The organism is Amycolatopsis nalaikhensis, from assembly GCF_030264295.1.
Taxonomy (GTDB): Bacteria; Actinomycetota; Actinomycetes; order Mycobacteriales; family Pseudonocardiaceae; genus Amycolatopsis; species Amycolatopsis nalaikhensis.
In genome coordinates this window covers 6,212,925-6,235,571 of the sequence record NZ_CP127173.1, presented here as the reverse complement: position 1 = coordinate 6,235,571, position 22,647 = coordinate 6,212,925, and the positions used below count along the sequence as shown (strand labels likewise).

Annotated in this window: 19 protein-coding genes and 2 tRNA genes; 7 read left to right on the top strand and 14 right to left on the bottom strand. The window is 71.9% G+C overall.

The features are described from left to right. The first annotated feature begins 6 nt into the window (after positions 1-6). Complete coding sequence (eno, locus tag QP939_RS30510; protein WP_285449627.1) at positions 7-1,299, top strand: phosphopyruvate hydratase; 1,293 nt, start codon at positions 7-9, stop codon at positions 1,297-1,299. Here eno and QP939_RS30505 read toward each other — a convergent pair. After that, entirely contained in the window at positions 1,274-1,933 is a 660-nt protein-coding gene (locus QP939_RS30505; RefSeq protein WP_285449626.1) for a DNA alkylation repair protein, read from the bottom strand. The genes eno and QP939_RS30505 overlap by 26 nt on opposite strands. A 308-nt stretch (positions 1,934-2,241) precedes the next feature. On the opposite strand from QP939_RS30505, the gene QP939_RS30500 reads away from it, so the two are divergent. Continuing rightward, the gene (locus tag QP939_RS30500) at positions 2,242-3,135 is read left to right on the top strand and encodes a TIGR03619 family F420-dependent LLM class oxidoreductase (RefSeq protein WP_285449625.1); all 894 of its coding nucleotides are present in this window, start codon (positions 2,242-2,244) and stop codon (positions 3,133-3,135) included. A gap of 37 nt (positions 3,136-3,172) precedes the next feature. Here QP939_RS30500 and QP939_RS30495 read toward each other — a convergent pair whose 3' ends face one another. The 9 genes from QP939_RS30495 to QP939_RS30455 all read right to left on the bottom strand — a co-directional run bounded on the left by QP939_RS30495 (position 3,173) and on the right by QP939_RS30455 (position 15,687). Next, a complete protein-coding gene (locus QP939_RS30495; protein WP_285449624.1) occupies positions 3,173-5,977 on the bottom strand; it encodes an AbfB domain-containing protein in 2,805 nt (934 codons plus the stop codon). A gap of 206 nt (positions 5,978-6,183) precedes the next feature. Next, a complete protein-coding gene (locus tag QP939_RS30490; RefSeq protein WP_285449623.1) occupies positions 6,184-6,519 on the bottom strand; it encodes a cupin domain-containing protein in 336 nt (111 codons plus the stop codon). Between the two features lie 74 nt (positions 6,520-6,593). Then, positions 6,594-7,802, bottom strand: a complete 1,209-nt coding sequence (locus tag QP939_RS30485; protein WP_285449622.1) for an MFS transporter — start codon at positions 7,800-7,802, stop codon at positions 6,594-6,596. 125 nt (positions 7,803-7,927) lie between these two features. Beyond that, entirely contained in the window at positions 7,928-8,680 is a 753-nt protein-coding gene (locus tag QP939_RS30480; RefSeq protein WP_285449621.1) for a YwiC-like family protein, read from the bottom strand. After that, on the bottom strand, positions 8,677-9,075 hold the full coding sequence (locus QP939_RS30475; RefSeq protein WP_285449620.1) for a CBS domain-containing protein: 399 nt from the start codon (positions 9,073-9,075) through the stop codon (positions 8,677-8,679). The genes QP939_RS30480 and QP939_RS30475 overlap by 4 nt, the downstream gene beginning before the upstream one ends. After that, complete coding sequence (gene narI / locus QP939_RS30470; RefSeq protein ID WP_285449619.1) at positions 9,068-9,814, bottom strand: respiratory nitrate reductase subunit gamma; 747 nt, start codon at positions 9,812-9,814, stop codon at positions 9,068-9,070. Before narI ends, QP939_RS30475 begins: the two co-directional genes overlap by 8 nt. Next, complete coding sequence (gene narJ, locus QP939_RS30465; RefSeq protein ID WP_285449618.1) at positions 9,811-10,437, bottom strand: nitrate reductase molybdenum cofactor assembly chaperone; 627 nt, start codon at positions 10,435-10,437, stop codon at positions 9,811-9,813. The genes narI and narJ overlap by 4 nt, the downstream gene beginning before the upstream one ends. Beyond that, a complete protein-coding gene (gene narH / locus QP939_RS30460; protein ID WP_285449617.1) occupies positions 10,434-11,996 on the bottom strand; it encodes a nitrate reductase subunit beta in 1,563 nt (520 codons plus the stop codon). The genes narJ and narH overlap by 4 nt, the downstream gene beginning before the upstream one ends. A 1-nt stretch (position 11,997) precedes the next feature. Further along, complete coding sequence (locus QP939_RS30455) at positions 11,998-15,687, bottom strand: nitrate reductase subunit alpha (protein WP_285449616.1); 3,690 nt, start codon at positions 15,685-15,687, stop codon at positions 11,998-12,000. Between the two features lie 212 nt (positions 15,688-15,899). Between QP939_RS30455 and QP939_RS30450 the strand changes: the two genes are divergently transcribed. Next, positions 15,900-16,733: a hypothetical protein gene (locus tag QP939_RS30450; RefSeq protein ID WP_285449615.1), complete on the top strand. Its 834-nt coding sequence runs from the start codon at positions 15,900-15,902 to the stop codon at positions 16,731-16,733. A 1-nt stretch (position 16,734) separates the two neighbouring features. Here QP939_RS30450 and QP939_RS30445 read toward each other — a convergent pair. Then, positions 16,735-16,809 (bottom strand) — tRNA-OTHER (locus tag QP939_RS30445). 24 nt (positions 16,810-16,833) lie between these two features. Here QP939_RS30445 and QP939_RS30440 point away from each other — a divergent pair. Genes QP939_RS30440 through QP939_RS30425 form a run of 4 tightly spaced genes read left to right on the top strand, consistent with a single transcriptional unit; the run spans position 16,834 to position 19,967 of the window. Further along, positions 16,834-18,219, top strand: coding sequence for a vWA domain-containing protein (locus tag QP939_RS30440; protein WP_285449614.1), 1,386 nt, complete (start codon positions 16,834-16,836; stop codon positions 18,217-18,219). After that, positions 18,216-19,136 (top strand): hypothetical protein, encoded by a 921-nt coding sequence (locus QP939_RS30435; protein ID WP_285449613.1) that lies wholly within the window; start codon positions 18,216-18,218, stop codon positions 19,134-19,136. Before QP939_RS30440 ends, QP939_RS30435 begins: the two co-directional genes overlap by 4 nt. Beyond that, on the top strand, positions 19,133-19,783 hold the full coding sequence (locus QP939_RS30430) for a hypothetical protein (protein WP_285449612.1): 651 nt from the start codon (positions 19,133-19,135) through the stop codon (positions 19,781-19,783). The genes QP939_RS30435 and QP939_RS30430 overlap by 4 nt, the downstream gene beginning before the upstream one ends. Continuing rightward, entirely contained in the window at positions 19,740-19,967 is a 228-nt protein-coding gene (locus QP939_RS30425) for a hypothetical protein (RefSeq protein WP_285449611.1), read from the top strand. The genes QP939_RS30430 and QP939_RS30425 overlap by 44 nt, the downstream gene beginning before the upstream one ends. A 108-nt stretch (positions 19,968-20,075) precedes the next feature. On the opposite strand, the gene QP939_RS30420 is transcribed toward QP939_RS30425, so the two are convergent. The 3 genes from QP939_RS30420 to QP939_RS30410 form a co-directional block, all read right to left on the bottom strand. Further along, positions 20,076-21,185, bottom strand: a complete 1,110-nt coding sequence (locus tag QP939_RS30420) for a leucine-rich repeat domain-containing protein (protein ID WP_285449610.1) — start codon at positions 21,183-21,185, stop codon at positions 20,076-20,078. Further along, on the bottom strand, positions 21,182-22,507 hold the full coding sequence (locus tag QP939_RS30415; protein ID WP_285449609.1) for an SDR family NAD(P)-dependent oxidoreductase: 1,326 nt from the start codon (positions 22,505-22,507) through the stop codon (positions 21,182-21,184). Before QP939_RS30415 ends, QP939_RS30420 begins: the two co-directional genes overlap by 4 nt. A gap of 51 nt (positions 22,508-22,558) precedes the next feature. Beyond that, positions 22,559-22,632: transfer RNA gene (locus QP939_RS30410), tRNA-Ser, on the bottom strand. Positions 22,633-22,647: the final 15 nt, after the last annotated feature.

Below are 22,647 nucleotides of genomic sequence, written 5' to 3'. Positions count from 1 at the left end.
AGCGCAATGACTGCCATCGTCCGGGTCAAGGGCCGCGAAGTTCTCGACAGCCGGGGCAACCCGACCGTCGAGGTGGACGTCGAGCTGGCGGACGGCTCGCTCGGCCGGGCCGCGGTGCCCTCGGGCGCCTCCACCGGCACCAGGGAAGCCGTCGAGCTGCGGGACGGGGACAAGGCGCGGTTCCACGGCAAGGGCGTGCGCAAGGCCGTCGACGCCGTCAACACCGAGATCGCCGAGGCGATCGTGGGCCTGGACGCCGAGGCGCAGGCGGAGGTCGACCGCGCGCTGATCGAGCTGGACGGGACCGCGAACAAGGCCCGCCTGGGCGCGAACGCGACGCTGGGTGTGTCGCTCGCGGTGGTCAAGGCGGCCGCGAACGCCAGCTCGCTGCCGCTCTACCGGTACGTCGGCGGCGTGTTCGCGCACCTGCTGCCGATGCCGATGATGAACATCGTCAACGGCGGCGCGCACGCGGACAACCCGATCGACTTCCAGGAGTTCATGATCGGCCCGGTCGGCGCGACGACGTTCGCCGAAGCGGTGCGGATGGGCTCGGAGGTGTTCCACACGCTCCGCAAGGCGCTGCACGACGCCGGGCACAGCACCAACGTCGGCGACGAAGGCGGGTTCGCGCCCAACCTCAGCTCCGCCGACGAAGCGCTGGAGTTCGTGCTGCGCGCGATCGAGCAGTCCGGCTACACCCCGGGCGAGGACATCGCCCTGCTGCTCGACCCGGCGGCGTCGGAGTTCTACACCGGCGAGGTCTACGACTACACCGGAGAAGGTCGCAAGCGCAGCGTAGAGGAGCACGTCGCCTACCTCACCGACCTCACGACCCGCTACCCGATCGTGTCCATCGAGGACGGTCTGGCCCAGGACGACTACGCCGGCTGGAAGCAGCTGACCGACGGCATCGGCGACCGCGTCCAGCTCGTCGGCGACGACGTGTTCTGCACCAACGTGAACCTCCTCAACGACGGCATCGAACGCGGCATCGGCAACTCGATCCTGGTGAAGGTCAACCAGATCGGCACGCTCACCGAGACGCTGACGACGGTCGAGACGGCGCACAAGGCGGGCTACTCGGTGGTGATGTCCCACCGCTCCGGCGAAACCGAGGACACGACGATCGCCGACCTCGCGGTGGCCACCAACTGCGGCCAGATCAAGACGGGTTCGCTGTCGCGCGCGGACCGCACGGCCAAGTACAACCAGCTGATCCGGATCGAGGAGGAGCTGGGCGCCGAGGCGCGCTACGCGGGCGCGTCGACGCTCAGCGGCGCCCGGCCAGCGCGGTGATCCAGATCGGCGCGTAGGGCGACGTGCACCCCGGCGGCGTCGGGTAGTCCTTCAGCACCTCGAGCCGTTCGCCGATCGCGATCGCGCGGTCGCGGTGCCCGGGGTGGTGGATGCCGATGGTGGCGAGGCATTCGTTCATCGCCCACTGCAGGCCGTCGGGCGCGTCCTTCATGTCCGCCTCGATGAGGTCGAGCAGGCCGGGCAGGTCGAGTCCCTCGGGGGACTTGGCCACCCGGTGGCTGGTCAACGCCCACCCCGCCCCGGCGACGGCCGGGTCGGGGTCGGCGAACCAGGCCTGCCGCAGCTCTTCGACGTGCCCGTTCTTCTTGACGACGTAGCTCACGAGCCAGTCGCGCACCTTGGGGACGCGCGCGTCGCGGAGCATCGCGTCCAGCTCGGCGGCGGTGTAGGCCTTGGGGCGGCTGATGAGGATCGCGACGAGCCGGGCCGCGGAGTCGCCCGTCGCCCACAGCTCACCCGCCAGCTCGTGCTGGGTCTTGAGGCGTTTGGCGACCGCGCGCAGCTTCGTGAGGTTGACGCCGTGGTCGTCGCCGTGGCGTTCGTTGACCGCGCGGATCTTCGGGTCCTCCAACGCCGCCAGCTCGGCCAGCACCTCGCGGACTCCGGTGGTCACGACGCTCTCCTCCCGCCGCCGGACGGAACGGCTTCAGGGCACTGTAACCGGCGAGACCATGCGCGGGCCGCGCTCCGCTGGGCGCTCGTGCCCGGCTCGGGGTGCCGGACCTCGGCGCCGGAACCGGCAAGCTCGGCGCGCACCTGCCCACGACCGGCGGGGTCGCCCGGATTCGGTTCGCCGGACCAGGCCGAGTTCCAGCGCGGGCAGCGCCGGGGTCCGTGCGCAGTACTTGAACGAGCAACCAGTTGCGAGTAGTAGTGGATCAGGACCGGTACCCGGTCCGTTCACTCTCCAGGGGAGTTTTCATGCAGTTGGGGTTCAGCCTGCCGGTGTTCGGCAAGGCCGCGGGCACGCCGGGCGGGGTCGCGCGGTACGCGCGCGAGGCCGAACAGGCCGGGGCGACGAGTCTCTGGGTCGGTGACCGGCTGCTGTCACCGGTCGCCCCCGTCGTCTCCTACCCGGGCTACGACACCATGCCCGAGGAGTTCCACACCGCCCAGGACCCGTTCACCGCGCTGGCCGTCGCCGCGGCGGTGACCGAGACCGCGATCCTCGGGTCCAGCACGATCAACGCGACCCAGTACCAGCCCGCGAACTTCGCGCGCCTGCTGACCAGCATCGACGTCGCCAGCAACGGCAGGCTGCTGCCCGGCCTCGGCATCGGCTGGTCCCCCGACGAGTACGCGGCGGTCGGCATCCCGATGTCCGAGCGCGGCAAGCGGCTCGACGACCTGCTCGACCTGCTCGACACCTGGTGGACGAAGGAAACCGTGGCGCACGAAGGTGTCGGCTACACCATCGCGGAGTCCCACGTCGACCTGAAGCCGGCGCGCAAGCCGCCGATCCACCTGGCCGGGTTCGGCGAGAAAAGCCTGCGCCGGGTCGCCGAGCGCGCGGACGGCTGGCTGCCGGTCTGGTCGGTGCCCGAGCAGTACCCGGCGGACGTCCTCACCGGCACGCTCGCCAAGCTCCGCGCCGACGCGGAGAAGGCGGGCCGCGACCCCGGCGCGCTCGGGGTGGCGCTGCGGGTGAACGTCAACCCGGGCACCGAACCGGAACTCATCGCCGACTCGCTGGCGAAGATCGTCCCGGCACTGCAGCCGGACCACACGTTCGTGGACATCACGTACCTGACCGGCAGCGTGGACGAGCACCTCGACCTCTCGGTCCGCCTGCTCGAGCTGACCGCCGACCGCTGACGCGTGTGGAACCCCTCCGGCCGGAGGGGTTCCACGCTCACGGAGCCCAGGGCGGCGAGACGGCCCAGCTGCTGTCCGCCGTCAGCGTCTGGGGCCGGTCGGCACCCGTGCCCCCGCCCGAGGCGATGTAGACCGCCGCGTCGAAGTGGCGCAGGAAAGCGCCCGGGATGTTGAGCGACTCGAACGTCACTCCCGTGCCGCCCAGACCCGGCCGCGTGCAGAACGTCGCGTCCGCGCGCATCAGCGCCGTGCCGTCGTCCGGTGAGTTGCGGACGCGGCCGTCCTGGTGGCGCAGGAACTGGCCCGGGTAGTTCACCGACTCGAACGAGTAGCACGACGACTCGCCGAGCCCGCGCCGCACGGTGTACGTCGCGTCCTGCTTGAGCAGGGTGCTGCTGCCGCTGGTGACGACCTCGGTGTAGGCGAGGCCGCCGGCGTGGCGCAGGTAGCGGCCGGTGTAGCCCCACGTCGTCACCCGCAACGACTGGCGTGCGTTCACCGCGAGCGGAACCGAGCTGCGCCACAACGCGGGCGCCGAGACGTTCCACGTCGCGTCGGCCGCGAAGCTCGTCGCCGTGTCCCACGGGTTCGCGCCGCCGTTCACCGCCAGGTACACGGTTTCGTTGTAGTGGCGCAGATAGCGGCCCGGGAAGGTCAGCGACTCGAACGACGTCCCGCCCGCGGCGAGGCCGGGCCGGGAGCACCAGGTGGCGTCGGCGGCGAACGAGCCGCCGGTGTCGCTGTCGATGCGGACGCGGCTGTCGGCGTGGCGCAGGAACTCGCCGGGGAAGTTGACCGACTCGAAGGAGAAGCAGCGCGGGTCGGCCAGCCCGGCGACGGTCCGGAACGACGCGTCCTGGCGCGGCCCGTCGGCGTTGCCCGTGGTCAGCACGTCGGTGCGGGCGAAGGAATCCGCGTGCCGCAGGTACCGGTCGGTGAACCCGGGCGTGGTCACCCGGAACGACCGGAGGTGCCCGAGCGTCAGCGGGACGGCGGCGTTCAGGTTCTTCGACGCGGCGATCAGGTCGGCGTGTGCTGCGCGGACGCGCGCGGTGTCGACCTTCTGCACCCGCCGGTCGTAGGTGAACAGGCCGTTGTACTCGCCTTCGACGTCGGTGATTTCCGTGTAGACCGACGCCGAAAGCCCCTTGGTGTACATCAGCTGCCGCACGTCGCGGACCATGCCGGTGTAGCGGTCGTTCAGCTGCGCCGCGCTCGCCATCTGTTCGTAGGCGAAGAAGTTCCCGGTCGGGCTGTACTCGTGGCCGGGGTTGCGCAGGCCGAGCCCGCCGAACTCGCCGAGGACCGCCACCCGCGTGCCGGACGGGCGCGGCGCGTCCGGGCCGGTGTAGACGTGCCAGTCGATGATGTCGCCGGTGCCCGGGTCACCCTTGGCCGCGCAGCAGTTGATGCCGCTGTGCGGGTTCATCAGCCGGGTCGGGTCGTAGCTTTCCAGGCTGCTGGTGACGCGCTTGGTGTCGTCGAAGTTCCATTCGCCCCAGCCTTCGTTGAAGGGCACGTACGTCACGACGGCGGGCGAGAAGCGGTGCTCGTCGACGATCTCCCGCGCCTCGCTCTCGAACTCGGCGATCTGCGCGGGCGTGCGGGTGGCGTCGGCGACCGGGGTCGACGGGATGTCCTGCCACACCAGCAACCCGAGCCGGTCGGCCCAGTAGTACCAGCGCGCGGGCTCGACCTTGATGTGCTTGCGGACCATGTTGAAGCCGAGGTCCTTGTGCTTCTGCAGGTCCGAAGCGAGTGCGGCGTCGGTCGGCGCGGTGTACAGGCCGTCGGGCCAGAACCCCTGGTCGAGGGTGCCGATCTGGAACACGAACTCGCCGTTGAGCGTCGGGCGGAGCACGCCGTTGACGTTCTTCGTGCCGACTTCGCGCATGCCGAAGTAGCTGACGACCTGGTCGACGGTCGCACCCGCGGCGTCGCGCAGGGAGACGCGCAGGTCGTAGAGGAACGGGTCGTCGGGCGACCACCGCCGCGCGTTCGGCACCGGCACGGAGAACTCGGTGAAGCCGCCGGTCGCGCTGCCGACGACGGCCCCGCCGGTCATCGCCTCGGCGAGCACGGAGTAGCCGCTGACGTCCCCGCGGCCGGACACCCGCACGCGCGCGGTGTTGTCGGCGAGGTTCGGGCGGATGTCGACGTTCAGGACGGAGGTCGGGGCCGTCGGCTCGAGCCAGACGGTCTGCCAGATGCCGGAAGTGGGTGTGTAGAAGATGTTCGAGGGGCTGTTGGACTGCTTCCCGACGGGCTGCTTCTCGCCGCGGCCGTCGGTGGGGTCGTAGACGCGGACGACGAGCTCGTTCGCGCCGCCGTTGAGCCGCGCGGTGATGTCGGTTTCGAAACGGTCGTAACCGCCCTTGTGGGTGACGACCTGGACGCCGTTGACCCACACGGTGGCTTCGTAGTCGACGGCGCCGAAGTGCAGCTGCACGCGCCGCCCCGCCCAAGCCGCGGGCACGGTGAAGGTGCGGCGGTAGAACATGAGGTCGCGGTTGTCGTTGCGCATGACGCCCGAAAGGGCGGACTCGACGGGATAGGGCACGAGGATGCGTTCGGGCAGGGTCTGCCCGAGCGGGGGCGCGGCGTAGCGGTCGACACTGCCGTTGGCACCGGTGGCGGGGTTGAGGAACTCCCATTCACCGTTGAGGGACTGCCAGTCGGGCCGGGTCAGCTGCGGCCGCGGGTAGTCGGGCAGCGGATCGGTGGAGCTGACCTGCGAGGTCCACGGAGTGGAGAGTGGCGGCGGCTTGGGGGTGACGGCGGCGTGCGCGACGGGAACGAGCGCGAGGAAGAGGGCGGCAACCAGGACGACGAGACGGCGCATCGGAACTCCTCCGGGAACGCGCGCGGAACGACGGACCGGCCTGGCGGGGCTCGTCAACCGAACGTAACACGGAACATGGGCGACCGGCAGGTCGCGAATGACTCATTCGGGACCTCGGAGGTCCCGAATGAGTCATTCGCGGCAGCTGCCGGAAAGCCCTCGCCACAACGGCATCGGGCGAGCACGCGCCGCCACCCGGCCCGACTTCAGTGCAACGCGACCGTCAACAACACAGCGCTGTCGGCGAGCGCGGTCAGCCCATGCCGCTGCGGCGGGATCCGAACAAGCTGACCACCTTCCAGCGTCCAGCTCTGGTCATGGGTGTGCAGCCGCACCCGGCCCATCACCACGTACAACGTCGCCGCCGGTGGCGAGTCGTGTTCCGCCAGCTCCGCCCCGTCCGCGAGGGCGATCAACGTCGCCCGCTGGGCCGTTCCGGTGACCAGCGTCCGCGCGGCGCGGCGGGCGTCGTGGGTGCGGGCCTCCCCCAGCAGCTCGGCGGCGACGGCGTCGACCTGGGTGACATCCGGGTGCACGGTCATGGCCTTCCCTCCGCTGCGTCGGGGCGCCCCGTCGACGGTAGCGGCGCTCTCCCCGCCCCGCAGTCCGGCGGGGTTCACACCTGCGGCCGGTGCGACGAGCGCCGCGCCGCCGTGGCCGTGAACGTCAACGCCGCCGCGGCCACCAGTGCCAGTGCCGCCAGGCCCAGCGCGTACGAACCCAGCTCTCCGTAGAGCGCGCCCATCACCAGCGGTGGGACGAACCCGCCGAGACCTCCGGCCGCGCCGACCACGCCGGTCACCGAGCCGACCTTGTTCGCCGGGGCCAGCAGCGCGACCAGGGCGAACACCGCGCCGCTCCCGGCGCCCAGTGCCGCCGCCATCGCCAGGAACGCCGCCGTGCCCAGCGGCACCAGGCCCGGCGTGAACGCCTGGACCGCCGCCGCCGCCGTCACCACCGCGAACACGCCGCCCAGCACCCGCACCGGGCCGAAGCGGTCCGACAGCCAGCCGCCGACCGGGCGCATCACCACCGCGAACAGCACGAACCCGGCCATCCGGTTGGACGCGTCCGCCTGCGCCAGCCCGTAGCCGGTCTTGAGGTACGCCGGCAGGTACACCGAAAACGCCACGTAACCGCCGAACGCGATCGCGTACAGCGCCGACGCCTGCCACGTCACCGCCAGCCGCAGGGTTTCCCGCATCCGGCGCGCCAGCGGCTCGGTCGGGACCACGCGGCCCGGCGCGTCCCGCAGCAGCACGGCCGCCAGGATCGCGTACCCGGCCAGCACCGCGGCCGTGATGACGAACGGCACCGCGACCGAGCCCGCCTTCACCAGCGGCACCGTCGTCAACGCGCTGATCGCCGTGCCACCCATCCCCGCGCCGAACACGCCGATCGCGAACCCGCGCCGCTCGGGCGGGAACCAGGCGTTGACGAACGGGACACCGACCGCGAACGACGTCCCGCCGAGCCCGAGGAAGAACCCGCCGATCAGCAACGCGGTCAGGGACGAATGCCCGGCCAGCCCCAGGAACAGCACCGGCACGATCGTCAGCGCCGAGATCACCGGGAACATCACGCGCCCGCCGAACCGGTCGGTCAGCGCGCCCACCGGGATCCGGCCCAGCGACCCGACCACCACCGGCACGGCGACCAGCAGCGCCTGCTGGAACGCCGACAGCTTCAGGGACTCCTTGAACAGCGGACCGAGCGGGCTCAGCAGCGCCCACGCCCAGAAGTTGAGCGCGAACCCGGCGGTGGCCAGGCCCAGCATCAGGACCCGCCGCCGGGTTTCGACCGGCTGGGTGTGCGTCGAGGTCATCGGCGTTCTCATTCGTGTCGCATGTGGACGCCCACCGGGTGGCGGGCCCGTCCAGCTTCCGCGCCCGGACGGTCTCGCCGACAGAGCCGAAGTCCTCCGTGTGGAGGACCAAGGTCCATCGCGGACTAGAACGCGAGAAACCCCGTGGCCGCAACGGAAACCAGCCCCGCCAGCTCCACCACGCCGATCCGCGACGGCCGCCACGACGGGTCGTGCCACCACACCGCGCGGGCGGCCAGCAGGGCGAACGGCACCACCAGCCACCGCAACGCGGGCACGACGACGGCCACCACCAGCGCCGCCAGCGCGAAAACCCTTGCCGCGTGGGTGTAAGCGGGATTGGCGCGTTCGCGGATCAGGGACTTCACGTGCAGCGTGGACCCGACGAGGGCGAGCGCCGTGACCACCGCGGCGGCGAGCACCGGTGCCGCGGTCATCGCCGCCCACGGTGCCACTCCCCCGGCGACCACCCCGGCCACGACCGGCACCAGCAGCACGCACTCGGCGATGAGCACCAGGTCGTTGGCCAAGGACCGTTCGCGACGCAGGCGCGCCTGCCACAGGTTGACGCCGAACAGGCCGAGGAAGCCGAGCAGGACCCAAAAAAGCCACAGGTGCGTGACGAGCACCGGCGCCCCGGCGAGGACCGTGACCGGGGTCCACACGAGCGCCGCCGTGCGGAACCGTCCGGGCCGCCGGGCGGTCAACAATCCCGTCAGCGCCCAGCTGCACGGGTAGGCAGCCACCCAGGCGACGGCCAGCGGCACCAGCCAGCTCGACCAGCCCGCGGCCGCGATGCCCAGCAGGAGCGGCAGCGCCAGGAAGCCCCACGCGCCGTGCTGCGGCGGGACCACGGGCGCCCGGCGACGCGTCTTCACGTGCCACGCTCGGCGGCACGGGCGGCGACGTCGGCGTCGCCGCAGAACCCGGTCAGGCGCCGCTTGAGGCACAGCAGGCCGACGAGGACGCCGTCGCCGTCGACCACCGCGAGCCGCCGCTGTCCCCGGCTCACCAGCAGGCGGCGAGCGGCTTCGGCGGGCAGGTCCGCCGAAACAGTCCGGCCCGCCACGTGCGAGTACGCCAAGGCCGGGCCGTCGGCTGCCTCGTCGAGGTCCTCGCGTAGCAAGGTGCCCAGCAGGCGCCCGGCTTCGGTGAGCAGGAGCATGTGGACGTGGTCGTCGGCGAAACAGGCCCGTGCCTGCGCGACCGAGGTGTCGACGGGCAGGGTCTTGGGCAGCCGGACGACGACGTCGCCGACCGTCGGCTCACGCACCGCGCTTGCCTTCCGCGAGCACCCGGTCGCGCACGACGGCGGGGGCCGGGACGGGCGCGGGCGGCGCGCCGCGGCGGGCGCGGTAGACGACGTACGGGCGCCACAGGTAGGCCAGCGGCGCCGACCACACGTGCACCAGCCGCGTGAACGGCCACAGCGCCAGGAAGAGGAACCCGCCGATCGCGTGCAGCTGGTAGACCAGCGGCGCCTCGATCATCAGGTGGCTCTGCGGCGAGAACCAGAAGACACCGCGGAACCAGACGGCGATCGTCTCGCGGTAGTCGTAGCCGTCGCCTAGCAGGTTGGTGCCGACGGTGGCCGTCATCCCGAGCACCACCATCGCCGCCAGTGCCGCGTAGAGCACCTTGTCCATGGTCGTCGTGGCGCGGCGGACCCGGCCCTTGACGAACCGGCGGGCGATGAGCAGGACGAGCCCGGCGGCCAGCATCACCCCGGTGAGCGTCCCGCCCCACACCGCCGTGGCGTGGTAGAGGCTTTCGGGGACGCCGAGCTTCGCCGTCAGCCAAGCCGGGACGAGCAGCCCCATCGCGTGCCCGCCGATGACGCCGAACGCGCCGAGGTGGAACAGCGGCGAACCCCAGCGCAGGATGCGGCTCTCCAGCAGCTGGCTGGTGTGGGTGGTCCAGCCGAACTGGTCGCGGCGCCAGCGCCACACGTGCCCGAGCACGAACACCGCGAGGCAGGCGTAAGGGACGACGATCCAGACGAACGTGCTCACGGGGCACTCTCCAGGGTAGGGCAGGAACCGAAGGGCGCCAGGCCGACGGACTCGACGGGCGGGCCGTCCTCGGCGAGCGCGCGGACCGCTTCCCGGTCCGCCGTGGACAGTGGCGGCAGTGCGGCGACGACGGCGTCGAGCAGGTGCGCGTACGGGGATCCGTTCTCCCGCAACGCCGAGCGCAGCAGCTCCAGGCCGCGGCGGTGCTGGCGCAGCGGGGCCTCGCCGTCGCCGGGACCCGCGACGGCGGCGAACTCCAGCACCACCGGCAGCAGGTCGGGCAGCTCGCCGTCGGCCAGGCGCAGGCCGTGGGCGCGGTAGCGCTGCTTCAGGGTGAGCAGGGCGATGCCGCGCTTGCGAGTGTCGCCGTGCAGGTAGTAGGTCAGGTACAGACCGCACCGGCGGCGCAGGTCGAACGTCCGCACGTAGTGGGCTTCGACGTCGATCGGGTCGGTGGCTAGGAACCAGCCGAGGAACGCCGTGAGCGGCTCCCGCACGGCCGGGTCGGTGAGTTCGCCGACGGCGGCGCGCAGTTCGCCCGCCGCACCGGACAACCGGCTGTCGGGATAGGTGAGCAGCAGCGAGACGAGGTCGAACAGGCGCGGCCGGTCTTCCGGGGTCATGACGCACCCGCCGGGTCGATGGACAGCCCGATCCGGCCGTCGGAGCGGCGCGAGACGAGGGCGGCGGGCTCGGTCATCCCCGGGCCGCCCGCGCAGTCGAGCGAGCAGTCCGAAGTGGACGCCGCCTGGGCCTCCAGCTCGGCGGCGGCCTTGGTGTACGCGGCAGGGATGACGTACCGCTCGTCGTACTTGGCGATCGCGAGCAGCCGGTACATCGCCTCGATCCGCTCCCCCGGCATGCCCACGGCGTCGCAGATCTCCTCGGCGACGGTGCCGTCGAGGGTGCGGGCCCGCATGTAGGAGCGCATCGCCGCCAGCTTCATCAGCACGCCGGCCACCGCGTCGGCGTCGCCCGCGGTGAACAGCTCGGCCAGGTACTCCACCGGGATCCGCAGGTCGCGGATGGTGTGGAAGACGTCGTCGGCGTCGGTGTCGTCGCGCCCGGCCGCGCCGACGGCGTCCAGCACCGGCGACAGCGGCGGGACGTACCAGACCATCGGCAGCGTGCGGTACTCCGGGTGCAGCGGCAGCGCGATCCGGTACTCGCTGATCAGCCGCCACACCGGCGACGCCTGCGCGGCGAGGATCCACTCTTCGGGCAGCCCCGCTTCGGTGGCCAGGCGGACGGTCTCCGGGTCGTGCGGGTCGAGGAAGACGTCCCGCTGCGCGGCGAGCAGTTCGCGCTCGTCCTCGACGGACGCGGCGGCGAGCACGGCGTCCTCGTCGTAGAAGACCAGGCCGAGGTAGCGCAACCGGCCGACGCAGGTCTCCGAGCAGATGGTCGGCTGCCCGGCCTCGATGCGCGGGAAGCAGAAGGTGCACTTCTCGGCCTTGCCGGTGGCGTGGTTGACGTAGACCTTCTTGTACGGGCACGCGCTCACGCACATCCGCCAGCCGCGGCAGCGGTCCTGGTCGACCAGGACGATGCCGTCCTCTTCCCGCTTGTACATCGCGCCCGACGGGCACGCCGAGACGCACGCGGGGTTGAGGCAGTGCTCGCAGATCCGGGGCAGGTGGAACATGAAGGTCTTCTCGAACTCGAACTTCACCCGGGCGGCCGCTTCCGGGTCCATCGCGGTGAGGTTCGGGTCGGTGCCGGCGCGCTCGTGGGCGCCACCGAGGCCGTCTTCCCAGTTGGCGCCCCACTCCAGGCTCATCGGCTCGCCGGTGAGCGCCGACCGCGGCCGCTTGACCGGCGTGTCGGTCAGCCCCGCGGGAGCGTCGACGAGGACGTCCTTGTCGAAGGTCGCGGGCTCGTAGTAGTCCTCGAGCGTCGGCAGGTCCGGGTTGGCGAAGATCCGCGACAGCCGCTTCACGCGACCGCCGGAGCGCAGGACCAGGCGGCCCTTGGCGTCCAGCTTCCAGCCGCCCTTCCAGCGTTCTTGGTCTTCGTAGTGCTTCGGGTAGCCGATGCCGGGTTTCGTCTCGACGTTGTTGAACCAGACGTACTCGGTGCCTTCGCGGTTCGTCCACGTCTGCTTGCAGGTGACCGAACACGTGTGGCAGCCGATGCACTTGTCGAGGTTCATCACCATCGCCACTTGAGCGCGGATGCGCATGTCAGTACTCCACTTCCTGGCTGCGCCGCCGGATCACGGTGATCTCGTCACGCTGGCTGCCGATGGGGCCGTAGTAGTTGAAGGCGTAGGTCAGCTGGGCGTGCCCGCCCGCGAGGTGCGTCGGCTTGACCAGCAGCCGGGTCATCGAGTTGTGGTAGCCGCCGCGCTTTCCGGTTTTTTCCGTCTTCGGGACGTTCACCGTGCGCTCGGGCGAGTGGTACTGGAACACCGTGCCCTCGGGCATCCGGTGGCTGACCACCGCGCGCGCGACGACGACGCCGTTGCGGTTGACCGCCTCGACCCAGTCGTTGTCGGCGACGCCGATCTTGGCGGCGTCCTCGACGCTCATCCAGATCACCGGCCCGCCGCGGGAAAGCGCGAGCATCAGCTCGTTGTCGTGGTACATCGAGTGCACCGACCACTTCGCGTGCGGGGTGAGGAACCGGACGGTTACGCCGCCGTCGGCGAGCTCGCCGGGCTTGCCGAAGTGGCGGGCCATGTTCAGCGGCGGCCGGTAGCCGGGCAGGTGCTCGCCGAGCTCGGCGACCCAGTCGTGCTCGACGAAGAAGTGCTGCCGCCCGGTGAGCGTGTGCCAGGGCTTGCGCCGCTCGACGTTGATGGTGAACGGCGAGTACCGGCGGCCGCCCTTCTCCGAGCCGGACCACTCCGGGCTCGTGATCACCGGCTGCGGCGCCTCCTGCGTGGCCGCGTAGGTGACGTGGTGCTCCTCGTGGCCTTCGACGAGGTCGGTGAACGGCTGCCCGGTCCGCTTTTCCAGCTGCAGGAAGCCTTCGTGCGCGACCCGGCCGTTGGTGGTGCCGGACAGGGCGAGGATCGCCTCGCACATCCGGTCCGCTGTGGACAGTGACGGCCGACCCGCGAACGGGCCTTCGGTCACGACGCCGTTCTGGCGGCGCAGGTACTCCAGCTCCGGCGTGACGTCCACGGTGATGCCCTTGGTCGTGGTGCCGAGCTTGTCCAGCAGCGGGCCGACCGCGCGCATCTTGGCGCCGATGAGCGTGTAGTCGCGCTCGACCTCGACCAGCTTCGGCATGGTCACGCCCGGGATCGGCTCGCACTCACCGTGGCGCCAGTCGCGCACCCGGCCCGACGGCGTCGCCAGCTCGTCGGGAGTGTCGTGCTGCAGCGGCGCGGCCAGGACGTCGCGGCGGGTGCCGAGGTGGGTGACCGCGAGCTCGCCGACCTTGTCCGCGAGCGACAGGAAGGCGTCGTAGTCGGTGCGGACCTCGCCGGGCGGGGCGACCGCCGGCGAGAAGGCGTGCACGAACGGGTGCATGTCGGTCGTGGAGATGTCGTGCTTCTCGTACCAGGTCGCGGCGGGCAGCACGACGTCGGCGTGCAGGCCGGTGTTGGTCATCCGGAAGTCGATCGCGGTGAGCAGGTCGAGCTTGCCGGTGGGCGCCTCGTCCCGCCACGCGACGTCGCGGGGCCGCTCGTCCGGGCCGCACTCGTCGGCCGAGGCCAGCGATTCGACGCCGAGCAGGTGCTTCATGAAGAACTCGTTGCCCTTGCCGGACGAGCCGAGCAGGTTGGCCCGCCACAGCGTCAGGCAGCGGGGGAAGTTCGCCGGGTCGTCGGGGTCGTCGGCGACCGCGTGCAGCCGTCCTGCCCGCAGCTCGTTGACGATGTGCTCGGCCGTGCTCACCCCGGCGGCCGCGGCCTCGTCGGTCAGGTCGAGCGGGTTGCGGTCGAACGCCGGGTGCCCCGGCGACCAGCCCATCCGCTGGGCGGCCGCGACGGTGTCGGCGAACGTCATCCCGGCGAGCCTGCCCTGCCCGAGCGGGGACGCGAGCTCGTCGGCGGGCACCTTCTCGTAGCGCCACTGGTCGGTGTGCAGGTACCAGAACGGCGTGCTCGCCTGGTGGCGCATCGGCCGCTGCCAGTCGAAGGCGAAGCTCAGGTGCTGCTGCCCGGTGACCGGGCGGGCCTTCTCCTGGCCGACGTAGTGCGCCCAGCCGCCGCCGTTGACGCCCTGGCAGCCGGTGAGGGTGACCAGCGCGATGAACGCGCGGTAGGTCATGTCGGAGTGGAACCACTGGTTCGCGCCCGCGCCGAGCGCGATCAGCGACCGGCCGCGGCTGCGCTCGGCGTTGCGGGCGAACTCGCGCCCCATCTTCGCCGCCAGCGCCGCGGGGACGCCGGTGATCCGCTCCTGCCACGCCGGGGTGTGCGGGGCTTCGGCGTCGTCGTAGCCGGACGGCCACTCGCCGGGCAGGTCGCCGCGGCGCACGCCGTACTGGGCCATGACCAGGTCGAACACGCCGGTGACCAGGTGCTCGCCGACGCGCACGACCGGGACGCCGCGGCGCATGGTGGCCCCGCCCTCGGTCTCGCCGACGTCGAAGCGGGCGAGGTCGACGGCGACCTGCCCGGTGGCGTGGCCGAGCACGCCGAGCGCGGGCACGACGTCGCCGAGGTCGAGGTTCCAGCGGCCTTCGCCCTCGGCGCCGTACCGGAACCCGAGCGAGCCGTTGGGCACGGCGGGTTCGCCGGTGGCGTCGTCGAGCAGGACGGTCTTGTGCTGCGCGCTTTCGGTGGTGTCACCCAGGTCGGCGGCGGTGAGGAACCGGTCGGTGGCGTACACGCCCGGCTCGCGTTCCCGCAGCGTCACCAGGAACGGCAGGTCGGTGTAGGACCGCACGTAGTCGGTGAAGTACGGGACCTCGCGCTCGCGGAAGAACTCGGTGAGCACGACGTGACCCATGGCCATCGCGAGCGCGCCGTCGGTGCCGGGGTGCGGGGCCAGCCAGTCGTCGGCGAACTTGACGTTGTCGGCGTAGTCGGGGCTGACCGCGACGACCTTGGTGCCGCGGTAGCGGGCCTCGGCGAGGAAGTGCGCGTCCGGCGTGCGCGTCACCGGGATGTTGGAGCCCCACATGACCAGGTAGGTGGCGTTCCACCAGTCACCGGCCTCGGGGACGTCGGTCTGGTCGCCCCACACCTGCGGGGAGGCGACGGGCAGGTCGGCGTACCAGTCGTAGAACGACAGGAGCGTGCCGCCGAGCAGCGCGTGGTAGCGGGTGCCCGCGGCGAAGGACGCCATCGACATCGCCGGGATCGGCGAGAACCCGACGACGCGGTCGGGCCCGAAGGTCTTGGTCGTGTAGACGTGCGCGGCGGCCACCATCGTGGTGGCCTCGTCGAAGGTGGCCCGCAGGAACCCGCCGCGGCCGCGCTGCCCCTTGTAGGCCTCGGCCTTTCGCGGGTCCTCGACGATGTCCGCCCACGCCAGCACCGGGTCGCCGAACCGCTTCAGGCCGGCGCGGAACATGGTGAGCAGCGAGCCGCGCACGTACGGGTACCGCACCCGCGACGGCGAGTACTCGTACCAGGAGAAGGACGCGCCGCGGGGACAGCCGCGCGGCTCGTAGTCCGGGCTGTCCGGGCCGGTCGTCGGGTAGTCGGTGGCCTGGTGCTCCCAGGTGATCAGGTCGTCCTTGACGAAGACGTTCCACGAGCACGACCCGGTGCAGTTGACGCCGTGGGTGGAGCGCACGACGCGGTCGTAGCTCCACCGGTCGCGGTAGAAGGACTCCCAGGCGTTCGGGTCGATCTGGTGCAGGGTCCGCCCGTGGTCCCCGACGGTCTCCTTGGTCAGGAACCGGCGGACGCCGAGCAGCGGACCGTGACCGGGAACCTGGTCGTTCGCGGGAACTGGCCGAGTGGACAACGTGACTCCTCCGGGCGGTCCGGCCCGGCGGGTTCGCCGCGCCGCGACACCACCCTGGTGTCCGCCGCACGCTGTCCAGCTTCGGCGAACGAGCCGAGGCGATCACCGGGACAATGTCACGCTCCGAAGTGACTTTCGTCCTCGCGGCGGGCCAGTTGCCCGCGCGGTAAACCCGGCGCGAGCCCGCCACCCGTTCTGCGATACTCGCCGTCGTGACCAGTCGCGGTGCCGAGCCAGGAGTGCGTTTCCTGCTCACGCTCATCGATCCCGGCGACGCGGCCGACGTGACGCGGCGGCTCGGGATCGGCGAGCCGGTCCCGGTCGGCGACGAGGACGCCGTCTGGCGGCTCGGCCGCGTGGACGCACCGCGGTCCGTTCTGCTGTGGATGCTCGAACAGGACGATCCCGACACGAACCGGCGGATCTTCCACCAGCCCCACGTCGGCGACGCCGTCAAGCGCGACATCCTGCGCGGCCTGCCGTTCGGTGCCGGGGACGGGCCGTTGCCCGTGCGGGTCGACTGCGGGCACCGGTACTGCTCGCACGCGGAACCGGACATTCCGGTCCACCCGCGGGGGCTGATCGGCGGGTTGCGCGAAGCCCGGACGATGGGCTCGGCCCGGGTGGCGGCGCGAGCCGTCAGCAAGCCCGACTGGTCCGACGTCGCCGAAGCGGACGAGGTGGAGCCGCTGCCCGGCTACGCGCGCTGGGCCCTGGGCGAGCGGATCGACTGCCCGACGGCGCTGCGGGCGCGGTTCTGCCCGCACCCCAAGTTCGTGACGAGGTTCCGCAAGTCGGGCATCGTCGAACCGCGGGAGTACGTCGAGCGCGGCCGGCCGCCGCGGACCGTGCTGGAGGTGTTCCACCTCGGCGCCCAGCTGTTCCCGCGGCGGGTGGGCGAGGCCGCCGCCACGCTGGCGCCGCTGGTGCGCGCCGAACTCGCGGCGAACGCGGACGCGTGGGCGGTGCTCGCGCAGCTGCTGCCGACGTTCGCCGGAACCGTGCCTGAACTGGTGGTCACAAGCGGCGCCGTCGCGCGGGTGTGAGCGACGGGCGGCTGGATTCGAACCAGCGTGTCCCTCCTTGCAGGGAGGTGCGACTGCCTCTGCGCTACGACCCGTCGGCCCGGATGCTACAGGGGGAACCATGGAGGACCGGAAACGACCGCCGGTCGTCGACCTCACCGACCGGCGGGCGCTGGCGGAGTGGCGGCCCGCCCCGGCCGCGGTGATCGCCGAGGCGGAACGCCTCAAGGAGGCCGCGCTGCTCGACTTCGGGCTCGCCGAGTCCGTGGTCGGCTCGTGGCTGTACGCCAAGTGCCGTCACCAGATCGCCACGACGGCGATCGACACCGCGGCCGTCGTCGCGTCCGGCGACGGCACGTGCCTCCTGCTCTTCAACCCGGGATTCTTCGTCGGCATCGGGCTGGACGGCGTCAAGTTCGTGCTGTTCCACGAGGCCCGGCACCTGGTGCACCGGCACCTGTTCGCCGAGCCGGAGCTGCGCGACGACCCGGTGTTCACCCTCGCGGCCGAGGTCGTGATCAACCACGTCGCGATCGTCCGGTTGGGCCGGGAGCTTCCCATGCTGGCCGGGAAACCGGTCGGCGTCGACCCCGCGGACGTCCACGCGCGGTACGTCGAAGACCTCACCAACCAAGGCCTGGAACCGTTGGCCTACAACGACTTCATCGAGACTGACTTGACCGTCTACACCGAACTCAAGCGCATGAAGCACCCGCCGGTGCCTTCGCCGTCGTGCGTCCACCTGACCCACCGGGTCCCGGCGGACCGGGAGACGGCCGACGCGGTCGTGTCGTCGGCGTTGCTGAACGCGCTGCTGGCGGCCCGCCGCGGTCACGTCGGCGCCGAGTCGGAGCTGCTCGACCTGATGGGCCGCACCGAGGAGACGGCGAGCCGAATCTGGGGCAACCTCGGCGCGGGGGTGCTGCGGGGCGTGACGGCCCGGACCGGCCGGGTCGACTGGTGGCAGCGATGGCTGGTCGACGTGCTCGGCTCGAAGCTGCGCGAGGGCGAGCGGCTGGTGTACCCGAAGAAACGCGGCGCCGTGCTGGCCGCGCTCGGCCACGAGCCGATGCTGTCGCGACGCGGGCCGGTGCGGGACAAGGTGCTGGTCATCGCCTACGACACGTCCGGGTCGATGCCCTCGAGCGTGGTGGACTGGATGACCGAGCTGGTCGGCGGGATCGACGGCGTGCAGGCGCACTGGCTGTCCTTCGACGGCGTGGTGATGCCGTTCCGGCCCGGCGAACCGGTGCGTGGCGGGGGCGGCACCAGCTTCCAGGCCGTGGTGGACCACGTCGAGGGACGGTCCACAGTGGAGGGAAAGCACTTCGAGGACCGCCCGGACGCCGTCGTCGTGCTCACCGACGGGTACGCCCCGCCCGTGACGCCGGCCGAGCCGGACAAGTGGATCTGGCTGATCACCGAGGGCGGCGACGACTGGCCCGACGCGCACACCCCACCCATGGCCTGCCACCGCGTGCGGCCCGTGACCGGAAGACACCGATGACCGCATCCCCCTCCCGGCTGGCCGGCTTCATCGACGCGATGATCGACATCGGCCAGACCGGGCAGATCTTCGGCACCCACGGCATCGGCAAGACCGCGACGTTCTTCTCGCACATCGCCGAAGCGCACCCCGGCACCGAACTGGTGTACGTGCCCGCCGCCAACCTGACGCCGGACGACCTGCTGGTCAACGCCCCGGTGCGCGAGGACGGCGAGTTCGTGCTGCGACAGCTGGTGATGAGCCAGCTGCGGCCGGGCAAGCCGTTCGTGCTGCTGATCGACGACTCGCAGCAGGCGGCGGAGACGATCCAGTCGCAGCTCATGCAGGTCGCGTGCAACTGGACGCTCGGCGAGTACGACCTGCGCGCGCTCGGCTGCGTCGGCGTCTTCCTGACGGACAACGAATCGCTCGCCGAGACGTCGGCGCGGCGCAGCGACCTCGCGATCCTGGACCGGATGGTGACCGTGCGGGTGACGGCCAACGACACGGCGTGGCGCGAGACGCTCGCGGCGCGTCACCGCGACTGGGACCTGACGGCGTTCTTCGCGGTGTGGAGCTCGCTCGGGCCGGAGCTGCGCGAGCTGTTGTCGCCGCGCACGATGGACCACGTCTTGGCGCTCGCCCGCGAGGAGTTCCCGCTGCGCTGGGCGCTTCCGCTGGTCAACGGCGAGCGCCTGCGGCTGGCGGACAAGCGCGTGGACCGCACCGCCGAGATCCTCGGCCGCCTCGCCGACGCGCTGGGCGTCCGAAACCCCGCCACCGTCCCGGATCCGGTCCGGCGCGTGCTGCGGGCGGCGCTGCGCAACCGCTGGAGCGTGCTGCTGCAGGGGCCGCCGGGCTGCGGCAAGACGGAGGTGGTGCGCGAGACGATCCGGGCGGGCTCGGCCGCGACCCGTTGTACTTTTCGTTGCCGGTGACGAACGTCGAGGACCTGTGCGCGCCGATCCCGACGTCGGACGGCACGCTGGAGAACCTGATGGCGCGGCCGTTCACCGGCCGGGAGCCGAAGGCGATCGTCTGGGACGAGTACAACCGCCCCAAGGACAAGGCGGCGTTCGCGCGGCTGATGGAGATCACGCAGGAGTGGTCGCTCGCCGGGCGGCCGATCGAGAACCTGCGCGCCCAGGTGGCGATCCAGAACCCACCCTACCACCTGGGGCGCAAGCTCCTGGTGTCCCGCAACAACATCGCACAGGCGACCCGGTTCACGGCGTCGCTGGTGGTCGAGCCGGGCGACATCCCGGCGAACGAGTGGCTGATCCGCAAGTACGGCGGCGTCGCCGAAACGGTGCTGGAGTGGTGGAAGCACGACATCGACGACGAGGGCCGCGAGTGGATCACGAAGAGGACCATCGAGCGGCTGGTCAAGCTGCACGAGCGCGGGCTGCCGCTGGAGCAGGCGACGATCTACCTCGGCGACGGCGAGTACGCACCGGTGCCGCTGACCGCGCTGATCGACCGGCTGGCGGACCGCAAGGTGACCGGTCTGGCCGAGCTTCGCCAGGCAGGCGGGCCGCTGGGTGGAGCGGCTGCGGTCGGAGTCGGCGTCGCCGGAAGGAGGTGACGGCAGCGACGTCGTGCACCGGGTGCTCGCCAACGCGGAGCTGTCCCAGTTGCGCAGGCACCGGAAGGTCGTCGCGCGGCTGGTGGCGTTGCTGCCGCCCAAGCTGCGGGCCACGTATTTGGTCGGGGTGAGTGACGACCGGCAGCGGTTCTGGGTGGAGGTTTTCACGAAGCTGCCACGCTGAGCTGGCGGTGCACGGCGGCGCCGGATGCTGCCGCGCTGCCCTGGAGGCGCGGCAGACACCGGCAGCCGCTCGGCAACCGCCGCGCGCTCACCGGGCCGAGCCGCCGCGCTAACCCGGAGGCGGCTGGCGGTGCACACTTTGCACCGCCGCCACATCCGCAGGCACCGGCGGCCGCTCGGGAACCATCGCGCTCGCCAGGTCCAACCGCCGCCGGATGCTCGTCGCCACGCCCTTCCCCAGCACGAACCGGGTGGGCGTGGCCGCTCGCCCTGCGCCGTCCAGCAACCGGTGAGCCGCGCGGCTGTCGAGCCCGGTGTTGCTCAAAACCAGGTGCCGCAGCCCGTGCGGCCGCTCCGCGAGCGCGTCGGCGATGGCCGTCGTCGCGGCCTCGTCCAGCCGGTTGTCCCCAGCGTCGAGGACCTTCGCGGCCTTCACCCGCCCGAGATCGCACACCTCCACCCCGGCCCAGGCAGCCGAAGCCACCAGCCTGGCCGCCGCGTGCGGGCCGATCCCGTTGCTGGCCAACGAGATCCGGCGCAAGCTCCCCGGCACCAGCGCGTCGGCGATCGTGCAAGCACCCTCGTCACCCAGCTGGGCGGCGGACACGTACAGCTCGCTCACGGCGTCGGCGGCCAGCAAAGCCGCGAGGGGTGCCGCCCCGGCCGGGCCGAGCGGGTTGCCGCCGACGTACAGCCGCTCGATGCGCCGTCCCGACTCGGCCGCCGCGAGAACCGCCGCCGCCACCCTCGCCACGCCCGTGGCGTCCAGTCCGGTTTGGACGAGGTCCACCGTGCGCAGCGACCGCGCGGCCTCGATGATCGCGGCCGCCGCGTCGCCGTCGCCGATCGGGTTGCGCTTGAGCCAGACCCCCGTCACCTTGCCCGCCTGCGGTGACATGCGCAGGTTGTCCGCGATCCGGCACACGCCGCCCGCGGTGATGCCGTTGCAGCCGAGGTAGAGGGTCTCGACCTCGCGCTCGACGGCCTGCCCGGCCACCTCCGCCGCGCCGTCGCCGAGTCCGTCCGTGCCCAGCAGGAGGTGCTTGACCACGCCGGGCCGGAGGGCCGCCGCCACCTGGGCCGCGCCGTCCGGGCCGAGCCCCGACTTGCACAGGTCGAGCCGTCCGTCGGGCAGCGCCGTGCCGGTCGGGAAGTCCCGCCGTTCGGTGGTGACCGTTCCGGTGCGCAGCCACGCGAGGAGGGGTTCGAGCGGGCTCACCACGCCGCCTCCCGGTAGTCCTTCAGGAACACGCCCGCGAGCGGCGCACCCCGCTCGCCGCGCACGATCGGGTCGTAGACGCGCGCGGCCCCGTCCACGACGTCCAGCGGCGTGCGGAAGCCGTCCCCGGCGAGCCGGGCCTTCTTCGGCAGCGGGTTCTCGTCGGTGATCCACCCGGTGTCGACCGAGCACATGTAGACGCCCCGCTCGGCGAGTTCGGGCCCGCTGGTGCGCGTCAGCATGTTGAGCGCCGCCTTGGCCATGTTGGTGTGCGGGTGGCCGGAGGTCTTGTTCCGCACGGCGAACCGGCCCTCGACGGCGGTCACGTTGACGACGTACCGGCGCGGGTGCGGCGAAGCCAGCAACAGCGGCAGCAACCGGTCGCACAGCAGGGTCGGCGCGAGCGCGTTGACCAACTGGGTTTCCAGCACTTCCGCGGCGTCGAGCTCGCCGACGCGAGCCGACCACGAGTTGGCGGGCGCCGTGTCCGGCAGCAGCCCCGCTTCGTCGACGTCGGCGAGAGCGAGAGCGAGGGCGCCGCGGCTCTGCCCCAGCGCGAGCATCGGGCTGAACCCGGGCGCGAGCCGGACGTTCGAGGGCAGCTTCCCGGTCTCGCCGTCGATCAGCGCGGCGTAGGACTCGGGCGGCCGCCGCACGGTCTGGGCGGCGTTGTTGACGAGGATGTCGAGCGGCTTGCCGTCGGCCCGCAGCGACTCGGCGAGGCCGAGCACCTGACGGGGATCCCGCAGGTCGACGCCGAGCACGGTGAGCCGGTCCAGCCACCGTTCGCTGCCGTCGGCCGCCTCGAAGCGGCGCTGGGCGTCACGCGGGAACCGGGTCGTGACGAGCAGTTCGGCCCCGTCCCGCAGCAGCATCAGGGCGAGCTGGAAGCCGATCTTCACCCGGCCTCCGGTGAGCAGCGCGCGGCGGCCGGTCAGGTCGGCGCGCGCGTTCCGGCGGTCGGCGTTTTCCTGGGCGCAGGAAGGGCAGAGCCGGTGGTAGAAGGCGTGCGCGAGCCGGTAGGGCTCCTTGCAGACGTAACAGTGCCGCGGCCGGAAGAGCGGCCGGGACACCGCATCGGGGGCGACGCGCAATGGGGCGTCCTCACGCCGGTCGAGTGCCCCGGTAGCGGTGGCGGCATCCACCGCGGCGTCGGCCTGGACGCGCTCCGCGGCGCGCTCCTTTTTGCGGAGCTGGCGGCCTTCACGGGCGAAGGACTCGGCGACGCGTTCGGCCTTCAACCGCACGGGGTCATCGACGGGCAGGGCCCGCAGCCGCGCGACGGTCTCGTGGAACGCGGCCAGCTCGGCGTCGGTGATCATGGCGCTCCTCCCGCGTTCCACCTCGGCGCCCACGCGAGAGGACCCAGCCTGCCAGGGCGGCCGGATTCGAACCGGCGTGCTCCGGACGAGCAGTCCGGCGCGCCTGCCTCTGCGCTACGACCCCGGCATTGCCGAGATCG